Genomic DNA, 25,042 nt, shown 5'->3' with positions numbered 1-25,042 from the left:
GTCACACTGACTCCATGCTCATCGAACACCTGCGCGAGCGCAGCGATCTGGGAGTCATCAGCGCCACCGCCCTGAAGTCGCTGGGAGTAGCGAACCCCTGGCGCCGATGCGAACCGGGCGGGCCGTGGCAGCGCATGCACGCCGGCGTGGTGCTGCTGCACAACGGCCCGCCCACCCGCGACCAACAGGTCACCGCGGCCCTGCTCCGCGCGGGCCCCGGTGCCGTCCTGACCGGTGCGGAAGCCTGCCGCCGCCACGGCCTGCCTGCCTACGGCACGGAAATCCACGTGCTGGTGCCGAATTCCGCCCGCGGCAGCGGCGCGCTGATCCTCGAACGCGCCTCGCCGATGCCCGCGTCCACCGACTTGGGCGGCTTTCCTGTGGTGTCGGCAGCCCGCGCCGTAGTCGACGCCTGCCGCCAGTTGTGCTCGGCCGACGCCGCCACCGCCCTGGTGGCCGCCGCCATCCAAAAAGGCCGCTGCACGCCGGAAAGCCTCACCGCGGAGGCCAGAACCAACCGCTACGGCACCAAGCTGGTCCGCACCGTCCTGAAAGAACTGGGCCGCGCGGAATCGGTGGCCGAACGCGACGCCCGCCGCCTCTCCCATCGAATCCGCCTGACCACACCACATTGGAACGTCACGATCGCCGACGCCGACGGTCTGGTCATCGGCCGACCGGACGCCTGGTTCGACGACGTGGCCCTGGCCTGGGAGATCGACTCGAAGGCGTTCCACTTCGGACCGCGCGACTACGAACGCACCCTCGCGCGCAACAGTCGTTATGCCGCAGCGGGAATCCTGGTCCTGCAAACCCTCCCCACCCGCCTTCGCGATCATCCGGACGCGGTGGCACGCGAGCTGAAGAAGGCTCATCAGGCAGCGGCGGCCCGGCCAAGACCACCGGTGCGCATCGTGTCCCTCGATCACCCTGTGGCTTCGGGAGACCCGCCGCAGAAGTCGAAGCGGTAGACGCCGCGCCGGCCGACCACGACCAGGTCGGTGTTGCCTGCCCAGTCGCAGTCAGCCACTTTGCCGTCAAGACGAATGGAGGTGAGGCACTGCCAGGTGGCGGTGTCGTAGATCCGCACGACCTGGTCTTGCGTGACCACGGCGATCAGCGAGTTGTCGGGTGTCCACGCGGCTCCCTCGATCTCGGTGCTGATCTCCGCGAGGGTCACCCGGTGAGTGCAGGTGCCCGTGTCCCACACCTGCAGCCCGTCCCCGTCGTCGAAAACGAGCCAGCGTCCGTCCGGAGAGATCACGGCACCGGCCGGTGAATCCTGCACAGGAATGGTGGCGATCACCTCACCTGTGCCCGGCGCGATGATGAAGATCGCCGTGTCGGTGGCGACCACCAGCGAATCACCGGACAGGGCAATGGATGCTCCGACGATCCTTGCTGGGGTTGGTGCCTTCCGGCGCGGGCGCGACCAGCGCTGGGGTTCTGCCGGCGGGCCGTCGGTCAGCCGTACCGAGTCGGCGTCGATCATCACGAACTTGGGTGGGCCCCAGTTGTCGACGTTCCACAGGTAGGCCTGCCCTGAGGAGCCGGTCACGCAGACGAACGAGCCGCCACCGGATGCCGAACTGAGGAAACGGCCTTCGGGATGCTCCAGTGCTCGGCCGGAGTACCAGTCGTTCGCATCGCAGAGGAGGATCTCCCTGAACTTCTCCACCAGCAACAGAGCGCCGCCACGAAGCGACGTTAGTTTCCTGGCGTTGTACGCGAACTCGAGCTCGAGCACAGGCTCCGGGGAGGCGGTGTACTGGATGATCGTGCTTCTCGGCGTCGAGACCGCGAGCCATGTGCCATCGGGCGCGACTGCGCAGGCGGATGCGGCGGTGTGTTGTATCCGTTCTGATGCCAGCGATGGATCCCACAGCCGTGCCGTTTTGTCCTCGCCGGCCGAAGCGAGAATGGAGCCGTCGGGGGAGAACGCCAGCTCATTGATCAACGAACCGTGCCCGGAGATCCGTCCGAGCAGGCGCCACTCCGCGACCTCCCAGATGGAGATCACGCCTCCGTCGTCGGCGGTGGCAAGCAAGTCACCACGAGGGGAGAACACAGCAGTGGTCAATTCTGGGTGATGCCGCAGGATTCGTGGCGGCTGGCTGGGGCGACTTAGGTCGAGCACGAAGAGGCCCGCGTCGTCGGCCAGTGCCATCCACCGGCGACTGGGGTCGATCGCCATGCCGGACCAGTAGGTCGACTGCAGCTCGGTGAGCGTCACGTGCTTGCCGGTGTCCGTGTGCCACAGACGAACAAAGCCGTCATCGAGACCTAGCAGAGTGGTGCCGGTCATCGCGGCGCAGCGGTCGAGATCCCGCCCGATCTTGAACCGCCGAAGCTCGTCCCTGGCGGCCACGTCCCACACGATCAGCTGCTTTCGGTCGTTGGCGGCGACCAGGGTGCCGTCGTCCAGGAAGGTGAAGCACTGAAGTGAGCCGCGGCTGTCCAGGGTCACATGCATGGCCCATGAGCTGGTGTCGAAAACATGGATCAGCGCCCGGACACCCTCGACCGCGAGCCACTTGCCGTCGGATGAAAGGACACTGTTCCCGAACAACGGTTCGGTGCTGTTGATGACCTGCAGCAGCCGACCGGTGTTCGGGTCCCACACCCGAATCGTGTCGTCGTCGCAGATCGTGGCGAGCCACTTCCCGGTGGGCGAGAACGCGCACCCGATCACGCTCTCGTTGTGTCCCACGAGCACTCGGTTCAACGCCGGATCGGGTAGGTCCGGCATCGGCCCGCGCGGAACGAGGCGCGGCACGTCTCGGGTTTCCGTGATCGCCGCCTCCTGCAGCTTCTTCAGCACCGGATACCTGATCAGCCGGTGTGCCAGGGCGTTGACCACCGCGTGTTCCGGGTTGGTCGGGGTGAGCGTGTGCCCCAACTGGTCGAGGAACCGGGTGAGTTCGCGGCTGTGTTCGTTGTCGACGAGGGCGACGTCCTCGGCGACCGCGACCGGGCCGAGCTTGCGCAGCTTGCCGATGAGCCAGGCAGGCGCCTCAACCAGCTCGGCCAGCTCCTCGGTCCGCTGAGCACCGGTGAGGTGGTAGGCGAGCGTGCGCCACAGGTGTTCCTGCTCGTCCGGAAGCTGCCACCACCCATCGGCTGGAAGCGTTGCGGCGACACCGTCGAGGAACGTGTTGTGCAGTGCGGTGAGGCGGTCGAGCCCGCACTCGTGGCGCAGGTAGGAGCGGATGACGTCGTGCAGGCGCACGCGGTGCAGACCGGTCGCCAGCGAGAGGTCGACGATCTCTTGGCACAGCAGGTCGGTCTCGTCGGACGACAGACCGGCGGTGCGGTGCCAGAGCAACGCGATCAGGTCCCGCGGGATGTCGGTGTCCTCGGGGAAGATCGCCAGCTCGACAACGCGGTCGCGACGTTCGCCGAGCAGGCTCAGCGAGGATTCGAGAGTGGCGGCGACGGTGCGGTCCCGGCGATCCGCGTCGGTGACGTCGAGTGCGGCAGGGCCGAGTTCTTGCAGGCGCTGCAACAGTTTCCGCGCGGTCTCGACCACGTCTGCGCCGGTGCGGTCCGCTCGGCGCAGAGCGGCGTTGGCCAGGCTGAGGGCGAGCGGCCACCGGCCGGTGATGTCCAGCAGGCCGTCCCTGACGGAGTCGGGCAGTCCGGCGAGGCCGCTGTTCACCAGCGCGCTCGCCTGGTCCGGGCGCATCTCGTTGACCTCGACGGGTTCCGCGTCGCCCGGCAGGACGTCGGAGAACCGGGTGGTCACCAGCAGCGTGCAGCCGCGGCCCGCGTCGAGGAACGGGCGCAGCTGCTCGGCGGACCAGACGTCGTCGACGACGAGCAGTGAGCGGCCGCGCTCCTTCAGCAGCGCGCCCAGGTGCATGCCTGCCTGCTCGGGCCGGGTGAGGCCTGGGCTCTGGCCGTCGATGCGCTTGATGACGTCGTTGATCGTGTCGGCGAGCGCGGCGCCGCGTACCTCCTGGCCGACGGTGACCCACCAGATGTTCGCGCCGAACGCCGCCTTGATCTCCGGGTTCTCGCAGACCTCCGCGGCGAGGGTGGTCTTGCCGAAACCTCCTGCGCCCCAGAGGCCCGTCGTGATGGCGACCTTGCGCGTTCCCGAGCCCAGCAGCAGGCGGACGATCCGGCTGGAGAGTTCCGGCCGGGCGACGATTCCGCCGGCAGCGGTCGCCGCGGGTGCTCCGAGAGGCTTGATGCGGCCCGCCGACACCTGCCACACCGCGAGCGCGACCCAGACGGCGGCGAGTACCGCCAGCAGCACGAAGAACGTCCAGCTCCACCCCGACGTCAGCAGGTTCACGACGATGGCGACGGCGATGCTCACCACGGTGACTGCCGCCGCAGCGGTTGTCTGCTTCTTCAACGTGGCCTCACGGTGGTCCGGTCATGCGCGTCCGGAAAGACTTACCACGCGCGAAGCGAAGCGCCGCGTCCCCGGAAGGGAACGCGGCGCCGCGGAAAACGAGAACTCAGACGCGCTTGAACAGCAGCGCGCGCTTCACTTCCTGAATCGCCTTGGTGACCTGGATGCCACGCGGGCAGGCGTCGGTGCAGTTGAACGTGGTCCGGCACCGCCACACGCCATCGATGTCGTTGAGGATGTCGAGCCGCTCCTCAGCGCCCTCGTCACGCGAGTCGAAGATGAACCGGTGCGCGTTGACGATCGCAGCGGGGCCGAAGTACGAGCCCTCGGTCCAGTACACCGGGCACGACGTGGTGCAGCAGGCGCACAGGATGCACTTCGTCGTGTCGTCGAAGCGCTCGCGGTCGGCGACGGACTGGATCCGCTCGCGCGTCGGCTCGTTGCCGTAGGTCACGAGGTACGGCTTGACGGCACGGAACGCCTCGAAGAAGGGCTCCATGTCGACGAGCAGGTCCTTGTTCACCGGCAGGCCCTTGATGGGCTCGATGGTGATCGTGGTCTGCTTCGAACCCTTCTCCAGCAGGTCCTTCAGCAGCACCTTGCACGCCAGGCGGTTCACGCCGTTGATGCGCATCGCGTCCGAGCCGCAGATGCCGTGGGCGCAGGACCGGCGGAACGTCAGCGTGCCGTCCACGTACCACTTGATGTAGTGGAGGAGGTTGAGCACGCGGTCCGACGGCAGAGCCGGGATGTCGAACGAGTCCCAGCGCGGCTCGTCGTCGAACTCCGGGTTGAACCGGCGGATCTTGACGGTGACCGTGACAGCGCCGTCCGGAACCGGCGGCTGGGAACCGCGCGAGCCAGTGGTGGTTTCAGCGGTGGCGGTCATCAGTACTTGCGCTCCATCGGCTTGTACCGGGTAAAGGTCACGGGCTTGTAGTCGAGGCGGATGTCCGCGGCCAGACCCTCACCCTGCTTGTAGAACATGCTGTGGCGCATGAAGTTCGTGTCGTCGCGGTTCGGGTAGTCCTCGCGGGCGTGGCCGCCGCGGGACTCCTTGCGCGCCAGCGCGCCGACGACGAGGACCTCGGCCAGCTCCAGCAGGAAGCCGAGCTCGACGGCCTCGAGCAGGTCGGTGTTGAAGCGCTTGCCCTTGTCCTGCACCTGGATGTGGGCGTAGCGCTCCTTCAGGGCCTGCACGTCGTGCAGCGCCTGCTTCAGCGTGTCCTCGGTGCGGTACACGGACGCGTTGGCGTCCATGGTGGCCTGAAGCTCGGTGCGGATGTCCGCGACGCGCTCCTGGCCGTGCTCGGACAGCACCAGCGCGACCTGCGCCTCGACGGCCGCGGCCGGGTTCTCCGGGAGATCGACGTGCTCGGGACGCGACAACGCGTACTCGGCGGCGGCGATGCCCGCGCGACGGCCGAAGACGTTGATGTCCAGCAGCGAGTTCGTGCCCAGGCGGTTCGCGCCGTGGACCGAGACGCACGCGCACTCACCGGCGGCGTAGAGGCCGGGGACGATGTTGTCGTTGTCCCGCAACACTTCGCCGTGCACGTTCGTCGGGATGCCACCCATCGCGTAGTGCGCGGTCGGGTACACCGGGACGGGCTCGACGACCGGGTCGACGGCCAGGTAGGTCCGCGCGAACTCGGTGATGTCCGGCAGCTTCGTCTCCAGCACCTCGGCGCCGAGGTGCGTGCAGTCGAGCAGCACGTAGTCCTTGTTCGGGCCGGCACCGCGGCCTTCCAGGACCTCCAGTGCCATCGAGCGGGCGACGATGTCGCGCGGTGCCAGGTCCTTGATGGTCGGGGCGTAGCGCTCCATGAACCGCTCACCCGAGGCGTTGCGCAGGATCGCGCCCTCACCGCGGGCACCCTCCGTCAGCAGGATGCCGAGACCCGCGAGGCCCGTCGGGTGGAACTGGTAGAACTCCATGTCCTCCAGGGGAAGGCCCTTGCGGAAGACGATGCCCATGCCGTCGCCGGTCAGCGTGTGGGCGTTCGACGTGGTCTTGAAGACCTTGCCGAAACCACCGGTCGCGAACACGACGGACTTGGCCTGGAAGACGTGGATCTCACCGGTCGCGAGCTCGTACGCGACGGCGCCGGTGCAGACCGGGCCGTTCTCCGTCTCGGTGAGGCAGATGTCGAGGACGTAGAACTCGTTGAAGAACTCGATGCCGTGCTTGACGCAGTTCTGGTACAGCGTCTGCAGGATCATGTGGCCGGTGCGGTCCGCGGCGTAGCAGGCGCGGCGCACGGCGGCTTCACCGTGGTTGCGCGTGTGGCCGCCGAACCGGCGCTGGTCGATCTTGCCCTCGGGCGTGCGGTTGAACGGCAGGCCCATCTTCTCGAGGTCGAGAACGGCGTCGATCGCTTCCTTCGCCATGATCTCGGCGGCGTCCTGGTCGACCAGGTAGTCGCCGCCCTTGATCGTGTCGAAGGTATGCCACTCCCAGTTGTCCTCCTCGACGTTGGCGAGGGCCGCGCACATGCCGCCCTGGGCCGCGCCGGTGTGGGAACGCGTGGGGTAGAGCTTGGTGAGCACCGCGGTGCGGGCGCGCTGGCCGGACTCGATCGCCGCGCGCATTCCGGCACCACCAGCACCGATGATGACTACGTCGTACTTGTGGAACTGCATTGTGGTGGGCTCCCCGCGCGGGTCAGTTCGAGATGTTCGGGTCGAAGGTGAAGATCACGAACGTGCCGAGCGAGACGATCAGCACCATCGAGACGTAGAGCAGCATCTTCAACCAGAACCGGGTGGAGTCCTTGCGGGCGTAGTCGTTGATGACCGTCCGCACGCCGTTGCCGCCGTGGATCTGCGCGAGCCACAGCATCGCGAGGTCCCAGAACTGCCAGAACGGGGAGGCCCAGCGGCCGGCGACGAAACCGAAGTTGATCTTGTGGACGCCACCGTCGAGGATGTTCATGATGAACAGGTGGCCCAGGACCAGGACCACGAGCAGCAGGCCGGACAGGCGCATGAACAGCCAGCTGTAGAGCTCACCGTTGCTGCGACGGGCCGCGGGGCGGCGCGGCTGGCGGGGCTTGTCGAGTGCGAGAGACATGGTCAGTGACCCCCAACCAGCTCGGAGATCGTGCGCTCCATCATGAAGTAGAAGCCGGGGATCATCACGACGACCCAGACGGCCAGCACGGTCCAGAGCATGACCCGCTGGTACTTGGCGCCCTTCTCCCAGAAGTCGACCAGCATGACCCGGATGCCGTTGAGCGCGTGGTAGAGCACCGCGCCGACGAGGCCGACCTCGAAGAGGTTCACGACCGGGTTCTTGTAGGTCTCGATCACCGCGTCGTACGCGTTCGGTGACACCCGCACCAGTGCGGTGTCGAGCACGTGGGTGAAGAGGAAGAAGAACGTGAGGACACCGGTGATCCGGTGGGCGACCCAGGACCACATGCCCAGATCACCGCGGTAGAGCGTCCCACCCCCTCGGGTGGTGCCCGAACGCTCGGGTGCGCCTGCGCTGGTCATGCGCCGAGGCCTCCAACGTCAGTGGTGGTGGTCGGTGAACAGTTCAGGCCGACCATGACCGGAAAATCCTAGTCCCGCACGTCGGACCCGACCCAGCAGGCGCACCCGCTCTGTGATCGATGAGACACGCTGTCGATCGGCCAAGCGGTCTTTATCGATCCTGAAATGCGGCCCACGCCACATCGCTGGAGTACGCGGGGAGCTTTCGTACTCCAGGAGCGCACGCGGGGGCCCCGCGTGCGCTCCGGAACGGAGGACGGCGGCCGGACCTCCGCCTTGGTCCGGCCGCCGTCGTCGGCAAGGGCACTTGCCACCCCCTACACGACGACGCGTCCGCGAACGGTTCATCGTCGCGCCGAGAAACCTCCCCGAACGCCGAACGCCGAGGTAGTCGATGCCGCATCCTGTCTCACATGGGGAGGAATCTCCCGCCGGGAGGCCCGGTGGCGGGGATGTCGTCGGCATTGGAGCGCTGGGTCCAGCGCGCGGAATTGGGCCGTTTGGACGACGATCAGTGCGGTGGAGCAGCCGAAGAGGATGTTTCACCACGCGCCGAACACGAGTGATCACCACAGGTAGGCCAATGCGTCGAATGAGTAACCGATAGGGGTCTTTGTAGGTGCTCGACGCAACAGGGTTGATTACTAAGAGGTACGGTGCGCCGTCTAGAACCCAACGGGGTCGTTGGGGAGGAACCTCAGGGAGGAGACGAGCCGTGCGTCGTCGTATGCGTGGCGTCGCGGTCGCCGCGATCGCGCTCACCAGCGTGATGACTATGGCCGCCTGCGCGAAGGACTCGGGTGGCGGTAGCAACAACTCGAACACCGGCAGTGGTGCCGCCTGCGAGTTCGCCACGCCTCCCGCAGCGCCTGCCACCTCGAACACCAGCAGCGCCGCCGGTGAGAAGGTGGACGGAAGCGCACTGAAGGTCGGTCTGGCCTACGACATCGGTGGCCGTGGCGACGCGTCGTTCAACGACTCCGCCGCCGCCGGTCTGGACAAGGCCCTCACCGACTTCGGCATCAAGAAGGAGAACACCAAGGAGCTCTCCGCCGCGCCGAGCGAGGACGAGGCCTCCAAGCAGACCCGTCTGCGCCAGCTCGCCACCGAGGGCTACAACCCGGTCATCGGTGTCGGCTTCGCCTACGCCGAGTCGATGAAGCTCGTCGCCGCCCAGTTCCCGAACGTCAAGTTCGGTCTGATCGACGCTGCCGTCGAGGGCGCGGCCAACGTCACGCCGCTGACGTTCGCCGAGCACGAAGGTTCCTTCCTGGCCGGTGTCATCGCCGCGTACCAGAGCAAGAAGTGCCACGTGGGCTTCGTCGGCGGTGTCGAGATCCCGCTGATCCAGAAGTTCGAGGCGGGCTACGTCCAGGGCGCAAAGGCCGCCGCGCCGAAGATCCAGATCGAGAAGAAGTACATCACCCCGGCTGGTGACTTCACGGGCTTCCAGGACGCGCCGAAGGGCCAGGAAGCCGCGAAGGGTCAGATCGACAAGGGTGCCGACGTGATCTACCAGGCCGCGGGTGCCTCCGGTAAGGGCATCTTCTCGGCGGCCAAGCAGGCCGGCGTGCTGGCGATCGGTGTCGACTCCGACCAGTACAACCAGGCGACCGTCGCGGACACCAAGGAGGTCATCGCCTCCTCGATGCTCAAGCGCGTCGACGTCGCGGTGTACGACTTCATCCGCGCGGCCGCGAAGAACGACCTCGCGTCGCTGCCGAAGGTCTTCGACCTGAAGGTGAACGGTGTCGGCTATGCCACCTCGGGTGGCAAGATCGACGCGAAGCTGCAGGGCATCCTCGAGGGCTACAAGGCCCAGATCATCGAGGGCAAGATCAAGGTCGCGGACAAGCCGTAGTCCGCTAGCCAAAGCACACGCCGGGCCCTGTGAGGATCTGCCCTCACAGGGCCTGGTGCGTCGTATGAGGAGCCTCGACGATGAGCAGTTCCACGTCCGTACGGACGGACGATCCACCCGCGGTGGTGCTCACCGGCATCACCAAGCGATTCCCCGGTGTCGTCGCCAACAGCGACGTCCACCTGACCGTCCGCCGCGGCGAGGTACATGCCCTGTGCGGTGAGAACGGCGCGGGCAAGTCCACCCTGATGAAGATCCTCTACGGCATGCAGGCCGCGGACGAGGGCACCATCGAGGTGAACGGCGAGCAGGTGCGGTTCCGCACGCCGTCGGACGCCATCAAGGCCGGTATCGGCATGGTGCACCAGCACTTCATGCTCGCCGACAACCTCACCGTCCAGGAGAACGTGGTCCTGGGCGCCGAGGCGCTGCACGGCATCGGCCAGAAGGCCCGCAAGCGCATCATCGAGCTCTCGGGCAGTACCGGGCTCAACGTCGACCCCGGCGTGCTCGTCGAGCAGCTCGGTGTCGCCGACCGGCAGCGCGTCGAGATCCTCAAGGTGCTCTACCGCGGCGCCAAGGTGATCATCCTGGACGAGCCGACCGCCGTGCTCGTGCCGCAGGAGGTCAACGAGCTCTTCGACACCGTCCGCGGCATGCAGCAGCAGGGCTACACGTTCCTGTTCATCTCGCACAAGCTCGACGAGGTCCGCGCGATCGCGGACTCGGTCACGGTGATCCGCCGCGGCACGACCGTGGGCAGCGCGGACCCGAAGACCGTCTCGTCGCGCCAGCTCGCCGAGATGATGGTCGGCAGCGAGCTGCCCAGCCCGGAGACCCGCGAGTCCACCGTCACCGACAAGGTCGTGCTGGACGTCAAGGGCCTGAAGCTGATGACGCCGGACGGCTCGCGGCCGATCCTCGACGACGTGGACCTGGTGGTCCGGTCCGGCGAGGTCGTCGGCATCGCCGGTGTCGAGGGCAACGGCCAGACCGAGCTCGTCGAGACGATCATGGGCATGCGCAAGGCCGGCAGCGGCACGATCACGTTGCAGGACAAGGACCTCACCAAGCTGGGCACGCTTGCCCGGCGTGAGGCGGGCATCGGCTACGTGCCGGAGGACCGCCACCGCCACGGCCTGCTGCTCACACAACCCCTCTGGTACAACCGGATTCTCGGCTACCAGACCCGCAAGCCCACGGCCAACGGCATCTGGCTCGACCCCGACGGGGCCAAGCGGGACACCGAGCGGATCGTCAGCGAGTTCGACGTCCGCACGCCGGGCATCGACGTGCCGGCGGCCGCGCTCTCCGGTGGCAACCAGCAGAAGCTCGTCGTCGGACGGGAACTGTCCGGCAACCCGGTGCTGCTCATCGCGTCGCACCCGACCCGAGGCGTCGACGTCGGCGCGCAGGCGTTGATCTGGGACGAGATCAAGCGCGCCCGTGCCGCCGGCCTCGCCGTGCTGCTGGTGTCCGCCGACCTGGACGAGCTGATCGGCCTGTCGGACACGATCAAGGTCATGCTGCGCGGCCGCCTCGTGGCCGACGCCGACCCGAACACCGTCACGCCCGAGGACCTCGGCAGTGCCATGACGGGTGCGGGCAGCACGAGCGCCGCGGTGCAAGAGACCGCGGTGGTTGAGGAAGGCGAGAACTGATGGGAAACCTGCGCGGCAAACTCCTGCCGCCCGCGTTGGCGATCGTCTTCTCGATGCTGCTCTGCGGTGTGGCGCTCGTGATCTCGGGCGCGAACCCGCTCAGGGCGTTCGGTGCGATGGTGACGCAGGTCGGCAAGGGCACGACGCTCGTCGACATCATCAACTCATCGGGCATCTACTACATCGCGGCGCTCGCGGTGGCGATCGGGTTCCAGATGAACCTGTTCAACATCGGTGTCGAGGGCCAGTACCGCGTCGCGGCCGTGGTCGCCGCGGTCGTCGGCGGCTCGATCGCGCTGCCGCCGGGCGTCCACACGCTGGTGATCATCATCGTGGGTGCCTTGGCGGGTGCGGCCTGGGCCGCGATTCCCGCGATCCTCAAGGTGACCCGAGGCGTCAACGAGGTCATCTCGACGATCATGATGAACGGTCTCGCGATCGGCTTCTCGGCCTACCTGATCCGCCGCGACGTCTTCGGTGAGCTGCGGGGCAACAACATCCGCACGCCGGAGATCCCGGAGAGCGGCTGGATGCCCGGCATCTCGTTCGGCGGCTCTGGCACGATGTTCGGCTTCCTGTTCGTGGCCGTCGCGCTCGGCATCGGCTACTGGATCATGATGAACCGCACCCGGTTCGGCTTCGAGCTGCGGGCGTCCGGCGAGTCGTCGACCGCCGCGTCGGCCGGTGGCGTCAACGCCAAGAAGATGGTCCTGGTCTCGATGCTGCTCTCGGGCGCCATCGCGGGCCTGATCGGCCTGCCGGAGATGCTCGGCCGCGACCACACGTTCAGCCTGAACTTCAGCGCGGGCGTCGGTTTCTCCGGCATCGCGATCGCGCTGCTGGGTCGCAACCACCCCGGCGGCATCGCGTTCGGCGCGCTGCTGTGGGCGTTCCTGGACAAGTCGGGTCTCGCGCTCGACAACGTCGGTGTGCCGAGGGAGATCGTCACCATCATGCAGGGCTCGATCGTCCTGTCGGTCGTCGTCGCGTACGAGGTGGTGCGCCGCGTCGAGCTCGCCGCCGAGCAGCGTCGCGTCGGCCGTGAGCTCGGAACTGTCGGAGGTGCCGCGTGATCACGACGTTGGAGGAGAAGCCCCACGTCCCGGCTGCGCCTCGCAAGCGCAAGGTGCCCGGCTGGGCCGTCGGAGTGCTCGGTGTCGCCGGCGCGATCGTGCTGCTGTCGGTCACCTCGTACCAGACCGGTTTCCTGCAGCTGACGTCGTCGGGCACGACCCAGACCGCCGTCCGGCTGGCGCTGCCGATCCTGCTCGCCGGTCTCGGCGGACTGTGGTCGGAGCGCGCCGGCGTGGTCAACATCGGCCTCGAAGGCATGATGATCATGGGTACCTGGGGTGCGGCGTGGGCCGGCTACCAGTGGGGCCCGTGGGCCGCCGTCATCGCGGCCGTCGTGTTCGGTGCGCTGGGCGGTCTGCTGCACGCGATCGCCACCGTGTCGTTCGGCGTCAACCACATCGTCTCCGGTGTGGCGATCAACCTGCTCGGCGCCGGTCTGACGAAGTACCTGTCGACGCTGATCTTCCAGCCGCTGTCGCACAACCCGCGTCAGTCGCCGCCGGTCCAGCCGTTCGAGACGTACTCGGCAGCGGGTCTCGCCGACTGGCTCGGTGAGCTGGAGCAGGGTCAGCGCCTGATCATCTCGGACGTCGCCGGCATCCTGCGCGGCCTCGTCACCGGTGTCTCGCCGCTGACGATGCTGACGATCCTGCTCGTGCCGCTCTCGTACTACCTGTTGTGGCGCACCAGGTTCGGCCTGCGCCTGCGCTCGGTCGGCGAGAACCCGCACGCGGCGGACTCCCTCGGCGTGAAGGTGTACTTCCACAAGTACGTCGCCGTGATCGTCTCCGGCGCCCTCGCGGGCCTCGGTGGCGCGGCCCTGGTGCTGAACGCCGGCCAGCTGTCCTATCTGGAGGGTCAGACCGGCGGTCGCGGCTTCATCGGCCTCGCCGCCATGATCTTCGGAAACTGGCGTCCCGGCGGACTCCTCGGTGGCGCGGCGCTGTTCGGTTACGCCGACGGCCTGCAGCTGCGTTCCGGCGGCGAGACGGTGCTCGCGCTGGTCTACGGTGTGGTGCTGCTGCTCGGCGTGATCGTGGTCTGGCAGCTGATCCGGCGCAGGTGGTTCTCGGCCGCCGCCGCGATCGTCGTGGCCGTGGTGCTCTACCTGCTGTACATCAGCCTCGACGAGATTCCGAGCGAGTTCGTGGCCTACGCGCCGCACATGGTGACGCTGGCCGTGCTGGCCGTGGCGTCGCAGCGGTTGCGGATGCCGGCCGCCGATGGTGTGGTCTACCGCCGTGGTTGATCGGACCGTGTCAATTGACTGGGATGGTCTGAGGGCACGGGCAGTGGAAGCGGCGTCGTTCGCCCACTGCCCGTACTCCGGGCTTCAGGTCGGGGCCGCCGCGCTGTGCGACGACGGCCGCATCGTGACCGGCTGCAACGTAGAGAACGCTTCGTACGGTCTCGGGCTCTGCGCGGAATGCACCATGGTCGGCCAGCTGCGGCTGACCGGCGGCGGCCGGTTGGTCGCCGTGGCGTGTCGTTCCGGCAGCGGCGAGCTGCTGATGCCGTGCGGGCGTTGCCGCCAGGTGATCTACGAGTTCGGCGGGCGTGAGTGCCTCGTCGACACCGCGCGCGGGCCGTTGCCGATGACCGAGGTGCTGCTCGACGCGTTCGGACCGGAGGACCTGCCATGAGTTTCTCGGCTGTGGACGTCATTCGCGCCAAGCGCGACGGGCTGACCTTGTCCGACGCGCAGATCGACTGGGTCATCGACGCGTACACACGCGGTGCCGTGGCGGACGAGCAGATGTCCGCGCTGGCGATGGCGATCTTCTTCAACGGCATGTCGCCGGCGGAGACCGCGCGCTGGACGCAGGCGATGATCTCGTCGGGCGAGCGGTTGTCGTTGCACGTGTCGCGCCCGACGGTGGACAAGCACTCGACCGGTGGCGTCGGCGACAAGATCACGCTGCCGCTGGCGCCGCTGGTGGCCGCGTGCGGTGCCGCTGTGCCGCAGCTGTCCGGGCGCGGGCTCGGGCACACCGGCGGGACGCTGGACAAGCTGGAGTCGATCCCAGGGTGGCGGGCCGCACTGTCCACTTCGGAGATTCTCGAGCAGCTTTCCTCCGTGGGAGCGGTTGTTTGTGCTGCCACCGAAGGGCTGGCTCCGGCTGACCGGAAGCTCTACGCGTTGCGGGACGTCACCGGAACCGTCGAGGCCATTCCGCTGATCGCGTCTTCGATCATGTCGAAGAAGATCGCGGAGGGTGCCGAGTCGCTGGTTCTCGACGTGAAGGTCGGATCCGGTGCCTTCATGAAGGATCTTTCTTCCGCTCGTGCGCTCGCCGAGGCGTTGGTGGCCATCGGAGTTGAACACGGCGTGCGGATTTCGGCTCTGCTGACCGACATGTCGGTGCCGTTGGGACGTGCGGTCGGCAACGCGGTCGAGGTGGCCGAGTCCGTCGACGTGCTGCGCGGTGGAGGACCTGCCGACGTCGTCGAGCTGACCGTGGCGCTGGCGTCGGAAATGCTTGCCCTGGCCGGGATTTCGGCTGACCCGGCCGCCGTGCTGGCCTCGGGTGAGGCGTACGAGACGTGGGCTCGGATGATCCGTGCGCAGGGCGGCGATCCGGAGGCTCCGCTTCCGGTCGGCTCGCACAAGCACGTCGTCACGGCACCTGCCACCGGTGTGCTGTCCACTTTGGACGCTTACGGTGTCGGGGTGGCCGCGTGGCGGCTCGGAGCCGGGCGGGCGCGCAAGGAGGACCCGGTGCAGGCCGGCGCCGGCGTGCTCTGTCTGGCGAAGCCCGGTGACGAGGTGGAGGCCGGGCAGCCGTTGCTGGAGCTGTACACCGACACCCCGGACGCGGTCGACGGCGCCTTGCAGGCGTTGGAGGGCGCGTACTCGGTGACGGACTCGGCGCCGAAGCGGTCGGCCCTGGTCATCGACACCATTCGCGGCTGACGAACCAACGAGAACGGCCCCGGAGCTTGCGGGCGCAGCTCCGGGGCCGTTGACGTGTCAGGCGATCAGGCGCCCTCGGCCGCCAGGTCGTCGTCGTCCATGTCCTTGCCGCCGTTGGCCGGCTTCGGGCCGTTCTTGCGGGTGCGGCGCTGCGGACGCGGCAGGGCGGTGGGCGGCGGGGGAGGCGTGGGCGAGCCGCCGCCGAGGATGAGCTCGGCGAAGGTGGCCATGGCCTCGTCCAGCTGGCCGCCGATGCGCAGTTCGGACTCCTGGTTCGACTTGCGGACCAGGGACTGCAGCGCGTCGGTGTCCGGGCGGGCACCCACGGTCTCGGCGACCTTGGACAGGCCGGCGTCGACCGAGCCGCCGAGCTCGGCGATGCGGGTGGCGAAGTCGTCCTCGACCTTGTCCAGGCGGTCGGTCATCGTGTCGAGCTTCGACGTGACCTGCTCCAGGCGGCCGGCGAGGGCCTCGAGGCGGTCGGCGGCGTCGACCTGGTCGCGGGACTGCTCGATCGCCGCGTACAGGGCGGTGCGGGCCTCGTCCAGCTTGCCGTTGACGACGTCGCGGGTGTCGGTGACGGCCGACGCCAGCTCGGCGCGGGTCTCGGCGAGCGAGGAGGCGAGGGAGTCGCGGGTCTCGGTGACCGCGCCGGCCAGTTCGCCGCGGGTCTCCGCCACGGCGCCGGACAGCTCGGTGCGGGTCTCGGCGAGGGACGAGGCCAGCTGGTTGTGGCGGTCGTTCACCGCGGACACGAGCTTCTCGCGGCTGTCGGCGACGGCGGCTGCGAGCTCGGCGCGGGCGGCGGCCAGGGCGTCGCGCTGCTCGTCGGCGCGGCCGTGGATGCCGGAGAACGAGTCGGCGAGGATCTTCTGCAGGGCCTCGCGAGTGCCGTCGAGGTGCTCGTGCACGCCCTCGTCGACCTCGTCGAGGCGGCCGCGCAGCGCGGCTTCGAGGGCCTCGATGCGCTCGCGCAGCGGGTTGGTGACAGCGCCCGGGATCGCGTCGACCTTGCCGTCCTGCTTGTCGAGGTGACCGTCGAGGTCGTCGATGCGCTTGTGGATGCTCGCGAGCTTGTCCTCGAGACCGTCCATGCGGCCCGCGACGCCCTCGAAGCGGCCCGCGACGCCGTCGAGACGGCCGTCCAGCTGGGCGAAGGGCTTGGCGAGCTTGTCCACCAGGGCGTCGACCGCGCGACCGATGTCGGCGACGGCGTTGTCCTGGGCCTCCAGCTTGGCGAGGGCCTCGTCCAGGCGCTCGGCGAGCACGCTGACCTCGGTGCGGTCCGGTAGCTCCGACAGGCGCTTGCGGACCGAACCCAGCGACTCCAGAGGCGACATCCGGGCGTGGATCTCGTCCAGCGCGTCGAAGATCTGCTGCTGCTCGCTCTCACGGATCTCCGCGGCGCGCGTGAGCATGTTGCGCATCCGATCGAAGGACATCGTGGAGTTGTTGTTCTCTGTCACGGCTGAGTGCCTTCGTCCAGGGGAGGGGGAGACCACGGGAGCCTATCCGCGTCACGGCACGTGTCTGTACCACCCCCGCCAGAAAACGGCCGGGTGCGGACGGGCAACTGGCCCGATCAGGCTATCCGATTGCTCCGAACGCCAAGTTACTGGCCGGAAGCGTCCGAACGCGACCGGTGATGTTCCTACCTTGGGGTGACTAGAGCGCCGCGATGGTTGCAGAAAGTTGCTGATCACGGATCTGCAACAACGTTGAAGCAGCAAATGATCATAGCGGATGCAAGATCATTTTGGCCAGCGCTGAAGCGGCGTGTCGGCTGAAGTAACGTGTAGCAATGTCCACGCCGCTTTCCTTGGAGACCATCCGCAGCGCGCCGAAGGTGCTGCTGCACGACCACCTCGACGGTGGCCTCCGCCCGCAGACTGTGATCGAGCTCGCCGACGCCTCCGGGTACCAGGGCCTGCCCACCACAGACGCGGGCGTGCTCGGCGGCTGGTTCCGCGACAACGCCAACTCCGGGTCGCTCGTGCGGTACCTGGAAGGCTTTGTCCACACGTGCGGTGTCATGCAGGACGAGGCCGCCCTGGTCCGCGTCGCGGCCGAAGCCGTCGAGGACCTCGCGGCCGACGGCGTCGTCTACGCCGAGATCCGCTACGCGCCCGAGCTGAACACCGAGAAGGGCCTGTCGCTGGAGCAGGTGATCGAGGCCGTGCAGGAGGGCTTCCGCCTCGGCGAGCAGCGCGTCGCCGCGAGCGGTCGCAAGATCCGCGTCGGCACCCTGCTGTGCGCCATGCGCCAGAACGAAGGCTGGCTGCGCATCGCGGAACTCGCCGTCCGCTACCGCGACCTCGGCGTCGTCGGCTTCGACATCGCGGGCCCCGAGGCCGGCTTCCCTCCCACCAGGGGCCTCGACACGTTCGAGTACCTGCGCCAGCAGAACGCGCACTTCACCATCCACGCCGGTGAGGCGTTCGGCCTGCCGTCCATCTGGGAGGCCATCCAGCACTGCGGCGCCGAACGACTCGGTCACGGCGTGCGGATCGTCGACGACATCAAGGTCTCCGACAACGACGCTGCCGGTGCGGAGCTGGGCCGCCTGGCCGCGTACGTCCGCGACCGCCGCATCCCGCTGGAGATGTGCCCGACCTCGAACCTGCAGACCGGCGCCGCGGCCAGCATGGCCGACCACCCGATCGGCCTGCTCGCCAAGCTGCGGTTCCGCGTCACCGTCAACACCGACAACCGCCTGATGAGCGACTGCTCGCTCTCCAGCGAGTTCGCCGCGCTCGTCGACACGTTCGGCTACGGCTGGGCCGACCTGCAGTGGTTCACGATCAACGCCATGAAGTCGGCGTTCATCGGGTTCGACGAGCGGCTCGCGATCATCAACGAGCTGATCAAGCCGGGGTACGCCGCGCTCACCGCGTAGCCCAGGCGCTCTCGTCGATCGGGCTGAGCTTCCGCAACGGCTCCCACCACGCGCGATTTGCCGCGTACCAGCGGATGGTGTCCCGGACACCGGCCTCGAAGCCGATCTCCGGGCGCCATCCGAGCTCGCGGCGGATCCGCGTGGAGTCCAGCAGGTAGCGCCGGTCGTGGCCAGGCCGGTCGGCCACGACCGACTTCCGCGACTCCGGCAGTCCGAGCTCGTCCAGCACCAGGTCCGCGATCTGGTCGACGCTCGCCTCGACGCCCGTGCCGACGTGGTAGGTCCGCCCGATCTCGCCGTCCCGCAGCACGGCGTCGATGGCCCTGCAGTGGTCCAGCACGTGGATCCACTCGCGCCGGTTGTCCCGTGCCGCGTAGATCGGCAGCTGCTCGCCGTTCAGGGCCTTGACCGTGAACAGCGGCAGGACGTTCTCGGGGAACTGGTTCGGCCCGTAGTTGTTGGCGCAGTTGGTGATCGTCACCGGCAGGTCGAACGTCTCGAAGTACGAGCGCACCGCGTGGTCCGCTCCGGCCTTCGACGCGTTGTACGGCGTTCGTGGGCGGTAGGGCGATTCTTCGTGGAACGCCTCCACGGCGTCCAACGCCAGATCCCCGTAGACCTCGCACGTCGACACGTGGTGGAACCTCCGCACACCCGCGCGACGGCAGGACTCCAGCAACGCCTGCGTGCCGAGGACGTTCGTGCGGAAGAACCGGCCGGGGTCCAGCACGGCGAGGCTGTTGTGCGACTCGGCCGCGAAGTTCACCACCACGTCGACACCCTCGACGTCGGCCTCGGCGATGTCCGCGTGCACGAACTCCACGTCCGCGGGCAGGTTCGTGCGCGTGCCGCGATACGTCAGCGCGTCGAGGGCGATCACCTCGTCCGACGGGTGTTCGCGCAGCCAGTAGCGGGTGAAGTGCGAGCCGATGAACCCGGCCGCGCCGGTGACGAGCACGCGCATTCTCTTCAGTCCTCCGAACGGATCGGTGCCACCCCGGGCGGCTCCGCGCCCGGCCAGCCGCGGAACTCGACCTCCAGCTGGAACCGGTGACCCAGGTAGTGGTGCTCGGACAGGGCGATCGGCTGCTCGGTCACGTCCAACGCGATGCGCCGCACCAGCAGCACGGGCGTGCCCTCGGTGACGCCGAGCAGGGGGCCGACCTCGCCCGCGGCCACGGCGGCGATGCTCTGCCGGACCACCGCGATCTGGTTTCCGTTGCGCCGCAACGTTTCCCAGGTGCCGGGCGACTCGGCGTCGGCACGGCTGACCGGCGCGGCCACCGCGAGCGGCACCCACTCGGTGACGACGTCCAGCGGTGAGGAACCGGTGCGGCGCAACGACCGCACGCGCAGCATCTCGCCGGTGCCGAGGGTCAGGGCGACACTCGAAGGCGCCTCGCGGTAGCCGTACTCGAGGACGGTGCGCACCAGCGAGACCCCGGCTTCGGCGACCGCGGACCGCGCGTGCTGGAACGTGCCCAGCGCGAGCGGCTGCGCGAACGACGCGACATACCAGCCGGCGCCTTTTCGCGATGCCAGTAGGCCCTCGTCCCGGAGCTGCTCCAGCGCGCGGCGCACGGTCACGCGGCTGATCTCGTAGCGGCGGCCGAGTTCGGCCTCGCTCTCGATGGCGCCTGCCGGGCCGTAGTCGCCGAGCGTGATGCGTTCCCTCAGGTCAGCGGCGAGGCGCTGCGACCGAGAACCTGTCATAAACCTGTATCATACAGGTGGTGTCGGGTGTAGACGAAAACGGGCCACCCCGCGCGGAGTGGCCCGTCCAGCAGCGCAATGGCCTCAGTTGGTGTTGAGGCGGTCCTCGAACTTCGCCTGCAGCTCGCGGAACGCGGCCACCTCGGAGTCGTAGGGAGCGGACGGCGCGAGACGCGTCGGGTCCGGCGCGACGACGAAGGACACCAGCCAGCCCAGCGACTCGGACGACGCCAGCGCCTCCTTCACGGACTCGTCCTCAGCCCACTCGCCCGCGTCCTCGAACAGTTCGACGGCGAGGTCGAGCTGCTGCGGGTCGAGGGCGTCGGGGCCCTCCTCCATGTCCTCGGCGATGCCTGTCAGCACGTAGACGTTGTCGTCGTCCACGTCGACATCGAGCTCACCGGCGGTGGCCTTGACCTTGACGTCGTTCCACGTCTCGACCTCGGCGAGGTCGTGCTCGTCGTTCTCGGCCACGAACCGGCTCAGCGCGCGCGCCGAGGTGAAGACCTCGATCTTGCCGCGGCGGCCCAGGAACACCGGGTCGTCGCCGAGGTAGCAGCGCAGCGTATAGAACTCGCCGGCCGACGTGATGATCTTGATGGGGTCGATGCCGACCTCGGCCCAGAAACCGGTGGGCTCGTCGGTCTCCTCGTCGGAGTCCTCGTCGTCGGAGGTGTCGGCGGCCGCCGCCGTCTCGGCCTCGAGCGCGGCGAGCTCCTCCTGCGCGACGGCCAGCTCCTTCTCCGGGACCTCCGGCGTGCTCACCACGCTGTCGATCGCGTCGAGCACCTCGTCCCACTTCTCGGAGACGACCTCGGACAGCTCGTCCCACAGCTTCGCGCCGTCACGGCCGCTGAACGGCAGCGTGCCCTGCGGCAGCAGCGAGAAGCCCTCGGCGGAGTCGAGCACCTCGTGGACCTTCTCCAGGTCGCAGACGTCCGCGAGCGCGCGCACGATCGCGATCACGTCGGCGAGCTCACCGATCGTCCAGGTGTCCGGGTCCTCCGCGATCAGCTCGGGCACGCCGACGAGGTCGAACTGGTGGTTGTCGTCCGGCGAGAGGTCCGCGACGCCCAGCGACGGCACGATCGACCACGCGGGGTGATCGGTGAGGTCGTGCTCCTCGGCGGTGCGGACGAAGGCGGCGAGGTGCGCGGCGTCGGGGAAGACGAACAGGTCCTCCTCGTCACCGAGGAACGCCTCCCACTCCTCGCCCTTCTCGCGCCAGCGGGGTGCCCACAGCGTGACCACGTCACCCTGCGTCAGCCCCAGCTCGATGGGGACGATGTCCTGCGCCATCCTGACCTCCCGGTCACGCCTGCCTGATGCCGTGGGCGAGCCTAACGGTGCTGATCACCGGCGCCCAAAGGGGTTCTCGAAGAACGCGTCCTCGTCGGGGTCGTCGACGATCGGCGTCCTGGGCCGCCGCTCGGGCGGTGCCTCTTCAGCTGCGGATTTGGGTGGCACGACGGGGTTCCACGTCGACCGGAAGGGCGAATCACCCGCGATCGATTCGACGTCGATCGCCATCCCGTCGCCCAGCGCCAGCGCCAGCTTGTTGAAGCTCGTCTGCACGGCGGCGTTGGTCGCGAGCCGCACGGTCTCCGTGACGACCTCGCCGACCGCCTGCGCACCCTGCTGCAGCAGCGCCGGGTGCAGGTGCAGCGCCTTGATCTCGCCCTTCGGGGACGCCGTGGCCATGCACAGCCCGTTCGGGTGCTCGATCGTGGCCGTGAGGGTCTCGAGGTCGCGCTGCAGCTGCTCGGTGGCCTGGATCCGTTCCTCGTTCACCGCCGCCACCCGAACTCGTCCTCGTCCCTCTCGTTCGTGAACCCGAGCTCCGTCAGCTCACGCGGGTCGACCACGCGTTCCAGCGTCTGGTGCAGCCTGCTCGACGCGTTGCGCTGCGCCTTCTCCGCGACGCGCATGATCTCGGTGGCCAACCCGTGCGGGCCCATCCGCAGCGCCGCCGCGCTCACCGCGATCCGCTGCGGCGGACCACCGGGCGTGGCGATCACCGTCACCGCGCCGTCCGGTGAGGACGCCCGCCCCGTGATGGGGCCACTGCGCTCGACGTGCTGCGACACGGCCTGCTCGACATCGCGCACCTTCCTGGCGGCGCGCTCGACGTCGTCGTCCACCTGACCACCCCCTACTGCGACAGTGTGCCGCATGATCCTGCGTTCGGTCGTGCTGTTCGCCCTCGCCGCCCTGATGGAGATCGGTGGCGCGTGGCTCGTCTGGCAGGGGGTGCGGGAGCACCGGGGCTGGCTGTGGATCGGCGGCGGCGTGATCGCGCTGGGCCTCTACGGCTTCGTTGCGACGCTGCAGCCCGACGCGCACTTCGGCCGGATCCTCGCGGCCTACGGCGGTGTGTTCGTGGCCGGTTCGCTCGCCTGGGGGATGGTCGTGGACGGCTTCCGCCCCGACCGCTACGACGTGATCGGCGCGCTGGTGTGCCTGGCCGGCGTGGCCGTGATCATGTACGCGCCCCGGTAGCGGCTTCGAGGAGCGCGGTCAGTTCCTTCGCGACGTCGTCGAGCGGTTCGATGCTGCGCTGGGCCCGGCACATCGCGACGGCACCCTCCGCGGCGGCGACGGCGAGCTGGGCGAGGCTCCCGGCGCGGGTCGCGTCGACGCCCTGCTCCTGAAGCGAGGCCTGAAGCTGGCCTGTCCAGGTCCTGAACGCCTCGGCGGCGGCGGTGAGCGCGTCCGAGCCGGCGGTCTCCTCGACGGCCACCGCGAGCACGGGGCAGCCGGCCTGGAACTCGGTCTCCGTCACGATCTGCCGCCACAGCGCGAAGAACGCCTTCAGTCCGTCGACCGGGCCTTTGCGCAGTTTGGCCGCGAGCACCTTCTGCACGGTGCCCGCCGCCCACTGGACGGCCTCGGTGGCCAGCTGCTCCTTGCCGCCGGGGAAGTAGTGGTACGTCGACCCGAGCGGCGTGCCGGCGTGCTTCGCGACCTCCCGGATGCTCGTCGCGTTGAGGCCGCGGCGCCGGATCATGTCGGCGGCTCCTGCGACGATCTGCTGTCGGGACATCTCGGGGCCTCTCTGGCTATAACGACCGTCATAGGATAGCGTTCTCCGCGCGCTATAACAGTTGTCATAGACGGGAGTCCGCAATGCCGATGATCGAACTGACCGCCCCTGCCGGCGCGTTGACCGACGCCGGCCGCAAGAGCGTTCAGCGCGACCTGGCCACCCTGCTGCTGAAGTGGGAAGGGGCTCCGGACAACGAGTTCTTCCGCTCGGTGGCGTGGGCCTACCTGCACGAGCTGCCCGCGGGCGCGCAGACGACCGCCGAGGACGACGCGCCGCGGTTCCGGGTCGACGTGCGGGTGCCTACGGGTGTGTTGTCCGAGCGGCGCAAGGCGGGGCTCGTGCAGGAGGCGACGGCGCTGGTGCTCGAGGCCGCCGGGCTGGAGGAGTCCGACGCGATGCGCGTGTGGGTGCTCATCCACGAGCAGCCCGACGGGACCTGGGGCGCGGCCGGGAAGATCGTGAACTTCGCCGAGCTGAAGGCCGCCGCCCAGGCCGCCAAGGGCTGAGGTCAGCCCGTCGGGCGGTAGAAGCCGTAGAACGACATCCCGCTGTTGGTCGTGCGGATCTTGCTGACCTGCACGGGGTCGCCGGCCTCGACCATCTGGCCGTTGCCGATCACCATCGCCACGTGCCCGTCCCACACGACGAGGTCGCCGGGCAGCACCTGGCCCGGCGGCACCGACGCACCCATGGCCTGGGACGACGCCGGACGCGGAAGGTCGAACCCCGCGTTCTTGTAGGCCCACTGCGTCAGGCCGGAGCAGTCGGTGCCCTGGGGCGGGTTCGCCCCACCCCACACGTACGGGGTGCCGAGCGCCGACAACGCGTTCCGCACGGCCTTGGCCGCCGTCTCGTTCGGGGCCTCCGCGCTGCTGCCGTCCGGCAGGTTCACGCCGACACCGGTGCCGGGCTGAGGCGGAATCGCGACGGGAAGCCGAGGGCCGGAACCGCCGCCACCGCCACTTCCGCCGCCACCGCCGCCCCCACCGCCACCTCCGCCCCCACCGCCGGAGCCGGAACCGGACCCCGTGTGGGAGTTCGAGTCGTGCTTCGGCGTGTCGGAAGCACCGGCCGTGGAAGTCGAGCCGTCGTCACCACCGAGCGGCTCGCCCAGCTTCTCGAGGGCGCCGACGTCGGGCTTCTGCAGGCCGTTCAGCTGCCCGACCAGCTGTGTGAGCTGGTCGCGCACCTTCTGCAGCTCGGCGGAGGTCTTGCCCTGGTAGCCGGACGCCATCCCGGCGAGGTCGGCGAGAGCGGCCAGCACCACGCCGGGCCCCGCGACGAAAGACGCGGCAACCGCGGCGGCGAGCTTCGGCGTCGCCTTCGAGGTGAACTCGTCGATCAGACCCTGGATCGCGGTGCGTCCGCCGGTCACCGCGGAAACACCGGTCGCGGCTACGGTCTTGAAGACGGAAGCGTTGGCGGACAACGTGTTCGCGGCCGAGGCGAAGGTGGCGACACGGCTGGTGAACGCGTTGGCCTTCTCGCCCGACCAGGTGTTCAGCACTGCGGTGGAAGCCGACCCGTGCCGCGTCCCCAGATCGGTGAGCGCGGTCTGCGCGCGACCGAAGGCGTCGCCCGCTCGTGTGGCACCACCGGTGTCGCCGTCGAGCTTGGCCAGGTCTTCCTTCATCGGTGCGATGAACTGGCTCAGGAGGCCCTCGACGCTCATGCGCGCGCCGCCTTGTTCAGTGCGGCCTCGTGCGCTTCCTCCTGCGCGATATAGGCGTCACGGGCCTTCGCGACGGCCGTGCCGAGGCCGGCGAGGCCGGTCGACGCGGCCTTCAGGGCGTCCATCTGCGCCTGCGCGGCGGTCTGGAACGCGGCGTTCAGACCCACCTCGTTGCCGATCTTGCCGAAGCAGTCGCCCGGCAGCGCTGTCGTGCCGCTCAACGTGCCGGTGCCGACCGTGCCGACCTCGCTCGCCAGACCGCTCACCGCCGACGCGTACCCCGTCAAGGCGTCGAGGTCGACCTTGAGACCTTGTTCCGCCATGTGAAGCTTCTTCCCCCAGTC

Annotated in this window: 24 protein-coding genes; 10 read left to right on the top strand and 14 right to left on the bottom strand. The window is 68.7% G+C overall.

Annotation, left to right across the window (positions count from 1 at the left end):
• The first annotated feature begins 14 nt into the window (after window positions 1-14).
• A complete protein-coding gene (locus JOD27_RS16720; protein ID WP_204763161.1) occupies window positions 15-971 on the top strand; it encodes a hypothetical protein in 957 nt (318 codons plus the stop codon).
• Here JOD27_RS16720 and JOD27_RS16715 read toward each other — a convergent pair.
• The 5 genes from JOD27_RS16715 to sdhC form a co-directional block, all read right to left on the bottom strand.
• On the bottom strand, window positions 926-4,363 hold the full coding sequence (locus tag JOD27_RS16715; protein ID WP_204763160.1) for an NB-ARC domain-containing protein: 3,438 nt from the start codon (window positions 4,361-4,363) through the stop codon (window positions 926-928). The genes JOD27_RS16720 and JOD27_RS16715 overlap by 46 nt on opposite strands.
• A gap of 106 nt (window positions 4,364-4,469) precedes the next feature.
• A complete protein-coding gene (locus JOD27_RS16710; protein ID WP_204763159.1) occupies window positions 4,470-5,252 on the bottom strand; it encodes a succinate dehydrogenase iron-sulfur subunit in 783 nt (260 codons plus the stop codon).
• Window positions 5,252-7,006 carry a succinate dehydrogenase flavoprotein subunit gene (gene sdhA, locus JOD27_RS16705; protein WP_204763158.1) on the bottom strand — a complete coding sequence of 585 codons (1,755 nt, stop codon included), beginning with the start codon at window positions 7,004-7,006 and terminating at the stop codon, window positions 5,252-5,254. Before sdhA ends, JOD27_RS16710 begins: the two co-directional genes overlap by 1 nt.
• A 22-nt stretch (window positions 7,007-7,028) precedes the next feature.
• Window positions 7,029-7,436: a succinate dehydrogenase hydrophobic membrane anchor subunit gene (locus JOD27_RS16700; RefSeq protein ID WP_045313181.1), complete on the bottom strand. Its 408-nt coding sequence runs from the start codon at window positions 7,434-7,436 to the stop codon at window positions 7,029-7,031.
• Between the two features lie 2 nt (window positions 7,437-7,438).
• Entirely contained in the window at window positions 7,439-7,861 is a 423-nt protein-coding gene (gene sdhC / locus JOD27_RS16695; RefSeq protein WP_167974524.1) for a succinate dehydrogenase, cytochrome b556 subunit, read from the bottom strand.
• A gap of 727 nt (window positions 7,862-8,588) precedes the next feature.
• On the opposite strand from sdhC, the gene JOD27_RS16690 reads away from it, so the two are divergent.
• The 6 genes from JOD27_RS16690 to JOD27_RS16665 all read left to right on the top strand — a co-directional run bounded on the left by JOD27_RS16690 (window position 8,589) and on the right by JOD27_RS16665 (window position 15,371).
• Window positions 8,589-9,722, top strand: coding sequence for a BMP family lipoprotein (locus JOD27_RS16690; RefSeq protein ID WP_204763373.1), 1,134 nt, complete (start codon window positions 8,589-8,591; stop codon window positions 9,720-9,722).
• Window positions 9,723-9,802: 80 nt separating this feature from the next.
• Window positions 9,803-11,383, top strand: coding sequence for an ABC transporter ATP-binding protein (locus tag JOD27_RS16685; protein ID WP_204763157.1), 1,581 nt, complete (start codon window positions 9,803-9,805; stop codon window positions 11,381-11,383).
• On the top strand, window positions 11,383-12,456 hold the full coding sequence (locus JOD27_RS16680) for an ABC transporter permease (protein ID WP_204763156.1): 1,074 nt from the start codon (window positions 11,383-11,385) through the stop codon (window positions 12,454-12,456). The genes JOD27_RS16685 and JOD27_RS16680 overlap by 1 nt, the downstream gene beginning before the upstream one ends.
• Window positions 12,453-13,706 (top strand): ABC transporter permease, encoded by a 1,254-nt coding sequence (locus JOD27_RS16675; RefSeq protein ID WP_307830159.1) that lies wholly within the window; start codon window positions 12,453-12,455, stop codon window positions 13,704-13,706. Before JOD27_RS16680 ends, JOD27_RS16675 begins: the two co-directional genes overlap by 4 nt.
• Entirely contained in the window at window positions 13,681-14,100 is a 420-nt protein-coding gene (locus JOD27_RS16670) for a cytidine deaminase (protein WP_204763155.1), read from the top strand. Before JOD27_RS16675 ends, JOD27_RS16670 begins: the two co-directional genes overlap by 26 nt.
• Window positions 14,097-15,371, top strand: coding sequence for a thymidine phosphorylase (locus tag JOD27_RS16665; RefSeq protein WP_204763154.1), 1,275 nt, complete (start codon window positions 14,097-14,099; stop codon window positions 15,369-15,371). Before JOD27_RS16670 ends, JOD27_RS16665 begins: the two co-directional genes overlap by 4 nt.
• Before the next feature lie 65 nt (window positions 15,372-15,436).
• On the opposite strand, the gene JOD27_RS16660 is transcribed toward JOD27_RS16665, so the two are convergent.
• Complete coding sequence (locus tag JOD27_RS16660; RefSeq protein WP_204763153.1) at window positions 15,437-16,813, bottom strand: coiled-coil domain-containing protein; 1,377 nt, start codon at window positions 16,811-16,813, stop codon at window positions 15,437-15,439.
• A gap of 359 nt (window positions 16,814-17,172) precedes the next feature.
• On the opposite strand from JOD27_RS16660, the gene JOD27_RS16655 reads away from it, so the two are divergent.
• Complete coding sequence (locus JOD27_RS16655; protein WP_204763152.1) at window positions 17,173-18,267, top strand: adenosine deaminase; 1,095 nt, start codon at window positions 17,173-17,175, stop codon at window positions 18,265-18,267.
• Here JOD27_RS16655 and JOD27_RS16650 read toward each other — a convergent pair.
• From JOD27_RS16650 to JOD27_RS16630, 5 genes are all read right to left on the bottom strand, one after another.
• Window positions 18,257-19,231, bottom strand: coding sequence for a dTDP-glucose 4,6-dehydratase (locus JOD27_RS16650; protein WP_204763151.1), 975 nt, complete (start codon window positions 19,229-19,231; stop codon window positions 18,257-18,259). The genes JOD27_RS16655 and JOD27_RS16650 overlap by 11 nt on opposite strands.
• Window positions 19,232-19,236: 5 nt before the next feature.
• Window positions 19,237-19,980 (bottom strand): GntR family transcriptional regulator, encoded by a 744-nt coding sequence (locus JOD27_RS16645; protein ID WP_204763150.1) that lies wholly within the window; start codon window positions 19,978-19,980, stop codon window positions 19,237-19,239.
• A gap of 84 nt (window positions 19,981-20,064) precedes the next feature.
• Window positions 20,065-21,279 (bottom strand): SatS C-terminal domain-containing protein, encoded by a 1,215-nt coding sequence (locus tag JOD27_RS16640; protein ID WP_204763149.1) that lies wholly within the window; start codon window positions 21,277-21,279, stop codon window positions 20,065-20,067.
• A gap of 54 nt (window positions 21,280-21,333) precedes the next feature.
• Entirely contained in the window at window positions 21,334-21,771 is a 438-nt protein-coding gene (locus JOD27_RS16635) for a YbaB/EbfC family nucleoid-associated protein (RefSeq protein WP_204763148.1), read from the bottom strand.
• Entirely contained in the window at window positions 21,768-22,121 is a 354-nt protein-coding gene (locus JOD27_RS16630; protein ID WP_239567171.1) for a YbaB/EbfC family nucleoid-associated protein, read from the bottom strand. The genes JOD27_RS16635 and JOD27_RS16630 overlap by 4 nt, the downstream gene beginning before the upstream one ends.
• Before the next feature lie 31 nt (window positions 22,122-22,152).
• Between JOD27_RS16630 and JOD27_RS16625 the strand changes: the two genes are divergently transcribed.
• The gene (locus JOD27_RS16625) at window positions 22,153-22,479 is read left to right on the top strand and encodes a YnfA family protein (RefSeq protein WP_204763147.1); all 327 of its coding nucleotides are present in this window, start codon (window positions 22,153-22,155) and stop codon (window positions 22,477-22,479) included.
• Here the strand turns inward: JOD27_RS16625 and JOD27_RS16620 are convergent.
• Entirely contained in the window at window positions 22,460-23,023 is a 564-nt protein-coding gene (locus tag JOD27_RS16620; protein ID WP_204763146.1) for a TetR/AcrR family transcriptional regulator, read from the bottom strand. The two genes, JOD27_RS16625 and JOD27_RS16620, sit on opposite strands and share 20 nt — an antisense overlap.
• A gap of 83 nt (window positions 23,024-23,106) precedes the next feature.
• Here JOD27_RS16620 and JOD27_RS16615 point away from each other — a divergent pair, with 83 nt between their 5' ends.
• Complete coding sequence (locus tag JOD27_RS16615) at window positions 23,107-23,532, top strand: tautomerase family protein (protein WP_204763145.1); 426 nt, start codon at window positions 23,107-23,109, stop codon at window positions 23,530-23,532.
• 2 nt (window positions 23,533-23,534) lie between these two features.
• Here the strand turns inward: JOD27_RS16615 and JOD27_RS16610 are convergent, their stop codons facing one another.
• On the bottom strand, window positions 23,535-24,698 hold the full coding sequence (locus tag JOD27_RS16610; RefSeq protein ID WP_204763144.1) for a C40 family peptidase: 1,164 nt from the start codon (window positions 24,696-24,698) through the stop codon (window positions 23,535-23,537).
• The gene (locus JOD27_RS16605; RefSeq protein ID WP_204763143.1) at window positions 24,695-25,021 is read right to left on the bottom strand and encodes a type VII secretion target; all 327 of its coding nucleotides are present in this window, start codon (window positions 25,019-25,021) and stop codon (window positions 24,695-24,697) included. The genes JOD27_RS16610 and JOD27_RS16605 overlap by 4 nt, the downstream gene beginning before the upstream one ends.
• Window positions 25,022-25,042 lie beyond the last annotated feature (21 nt).

This window comes from Lentzea nigeriaca, from assembly GCF_016907955.1.
GTDB classification, from domain to species: Bacteria; Actinomycetota; Actinomycetes; order Mycobacteriales; family Pseudonocardiaceae; genus Lentzea; species Lentzea nigeriaca.
Note: the sequence above shows the minus strand (reverse complement) of the source record. Positions and strands in the feature narration are given on the sequence as shown.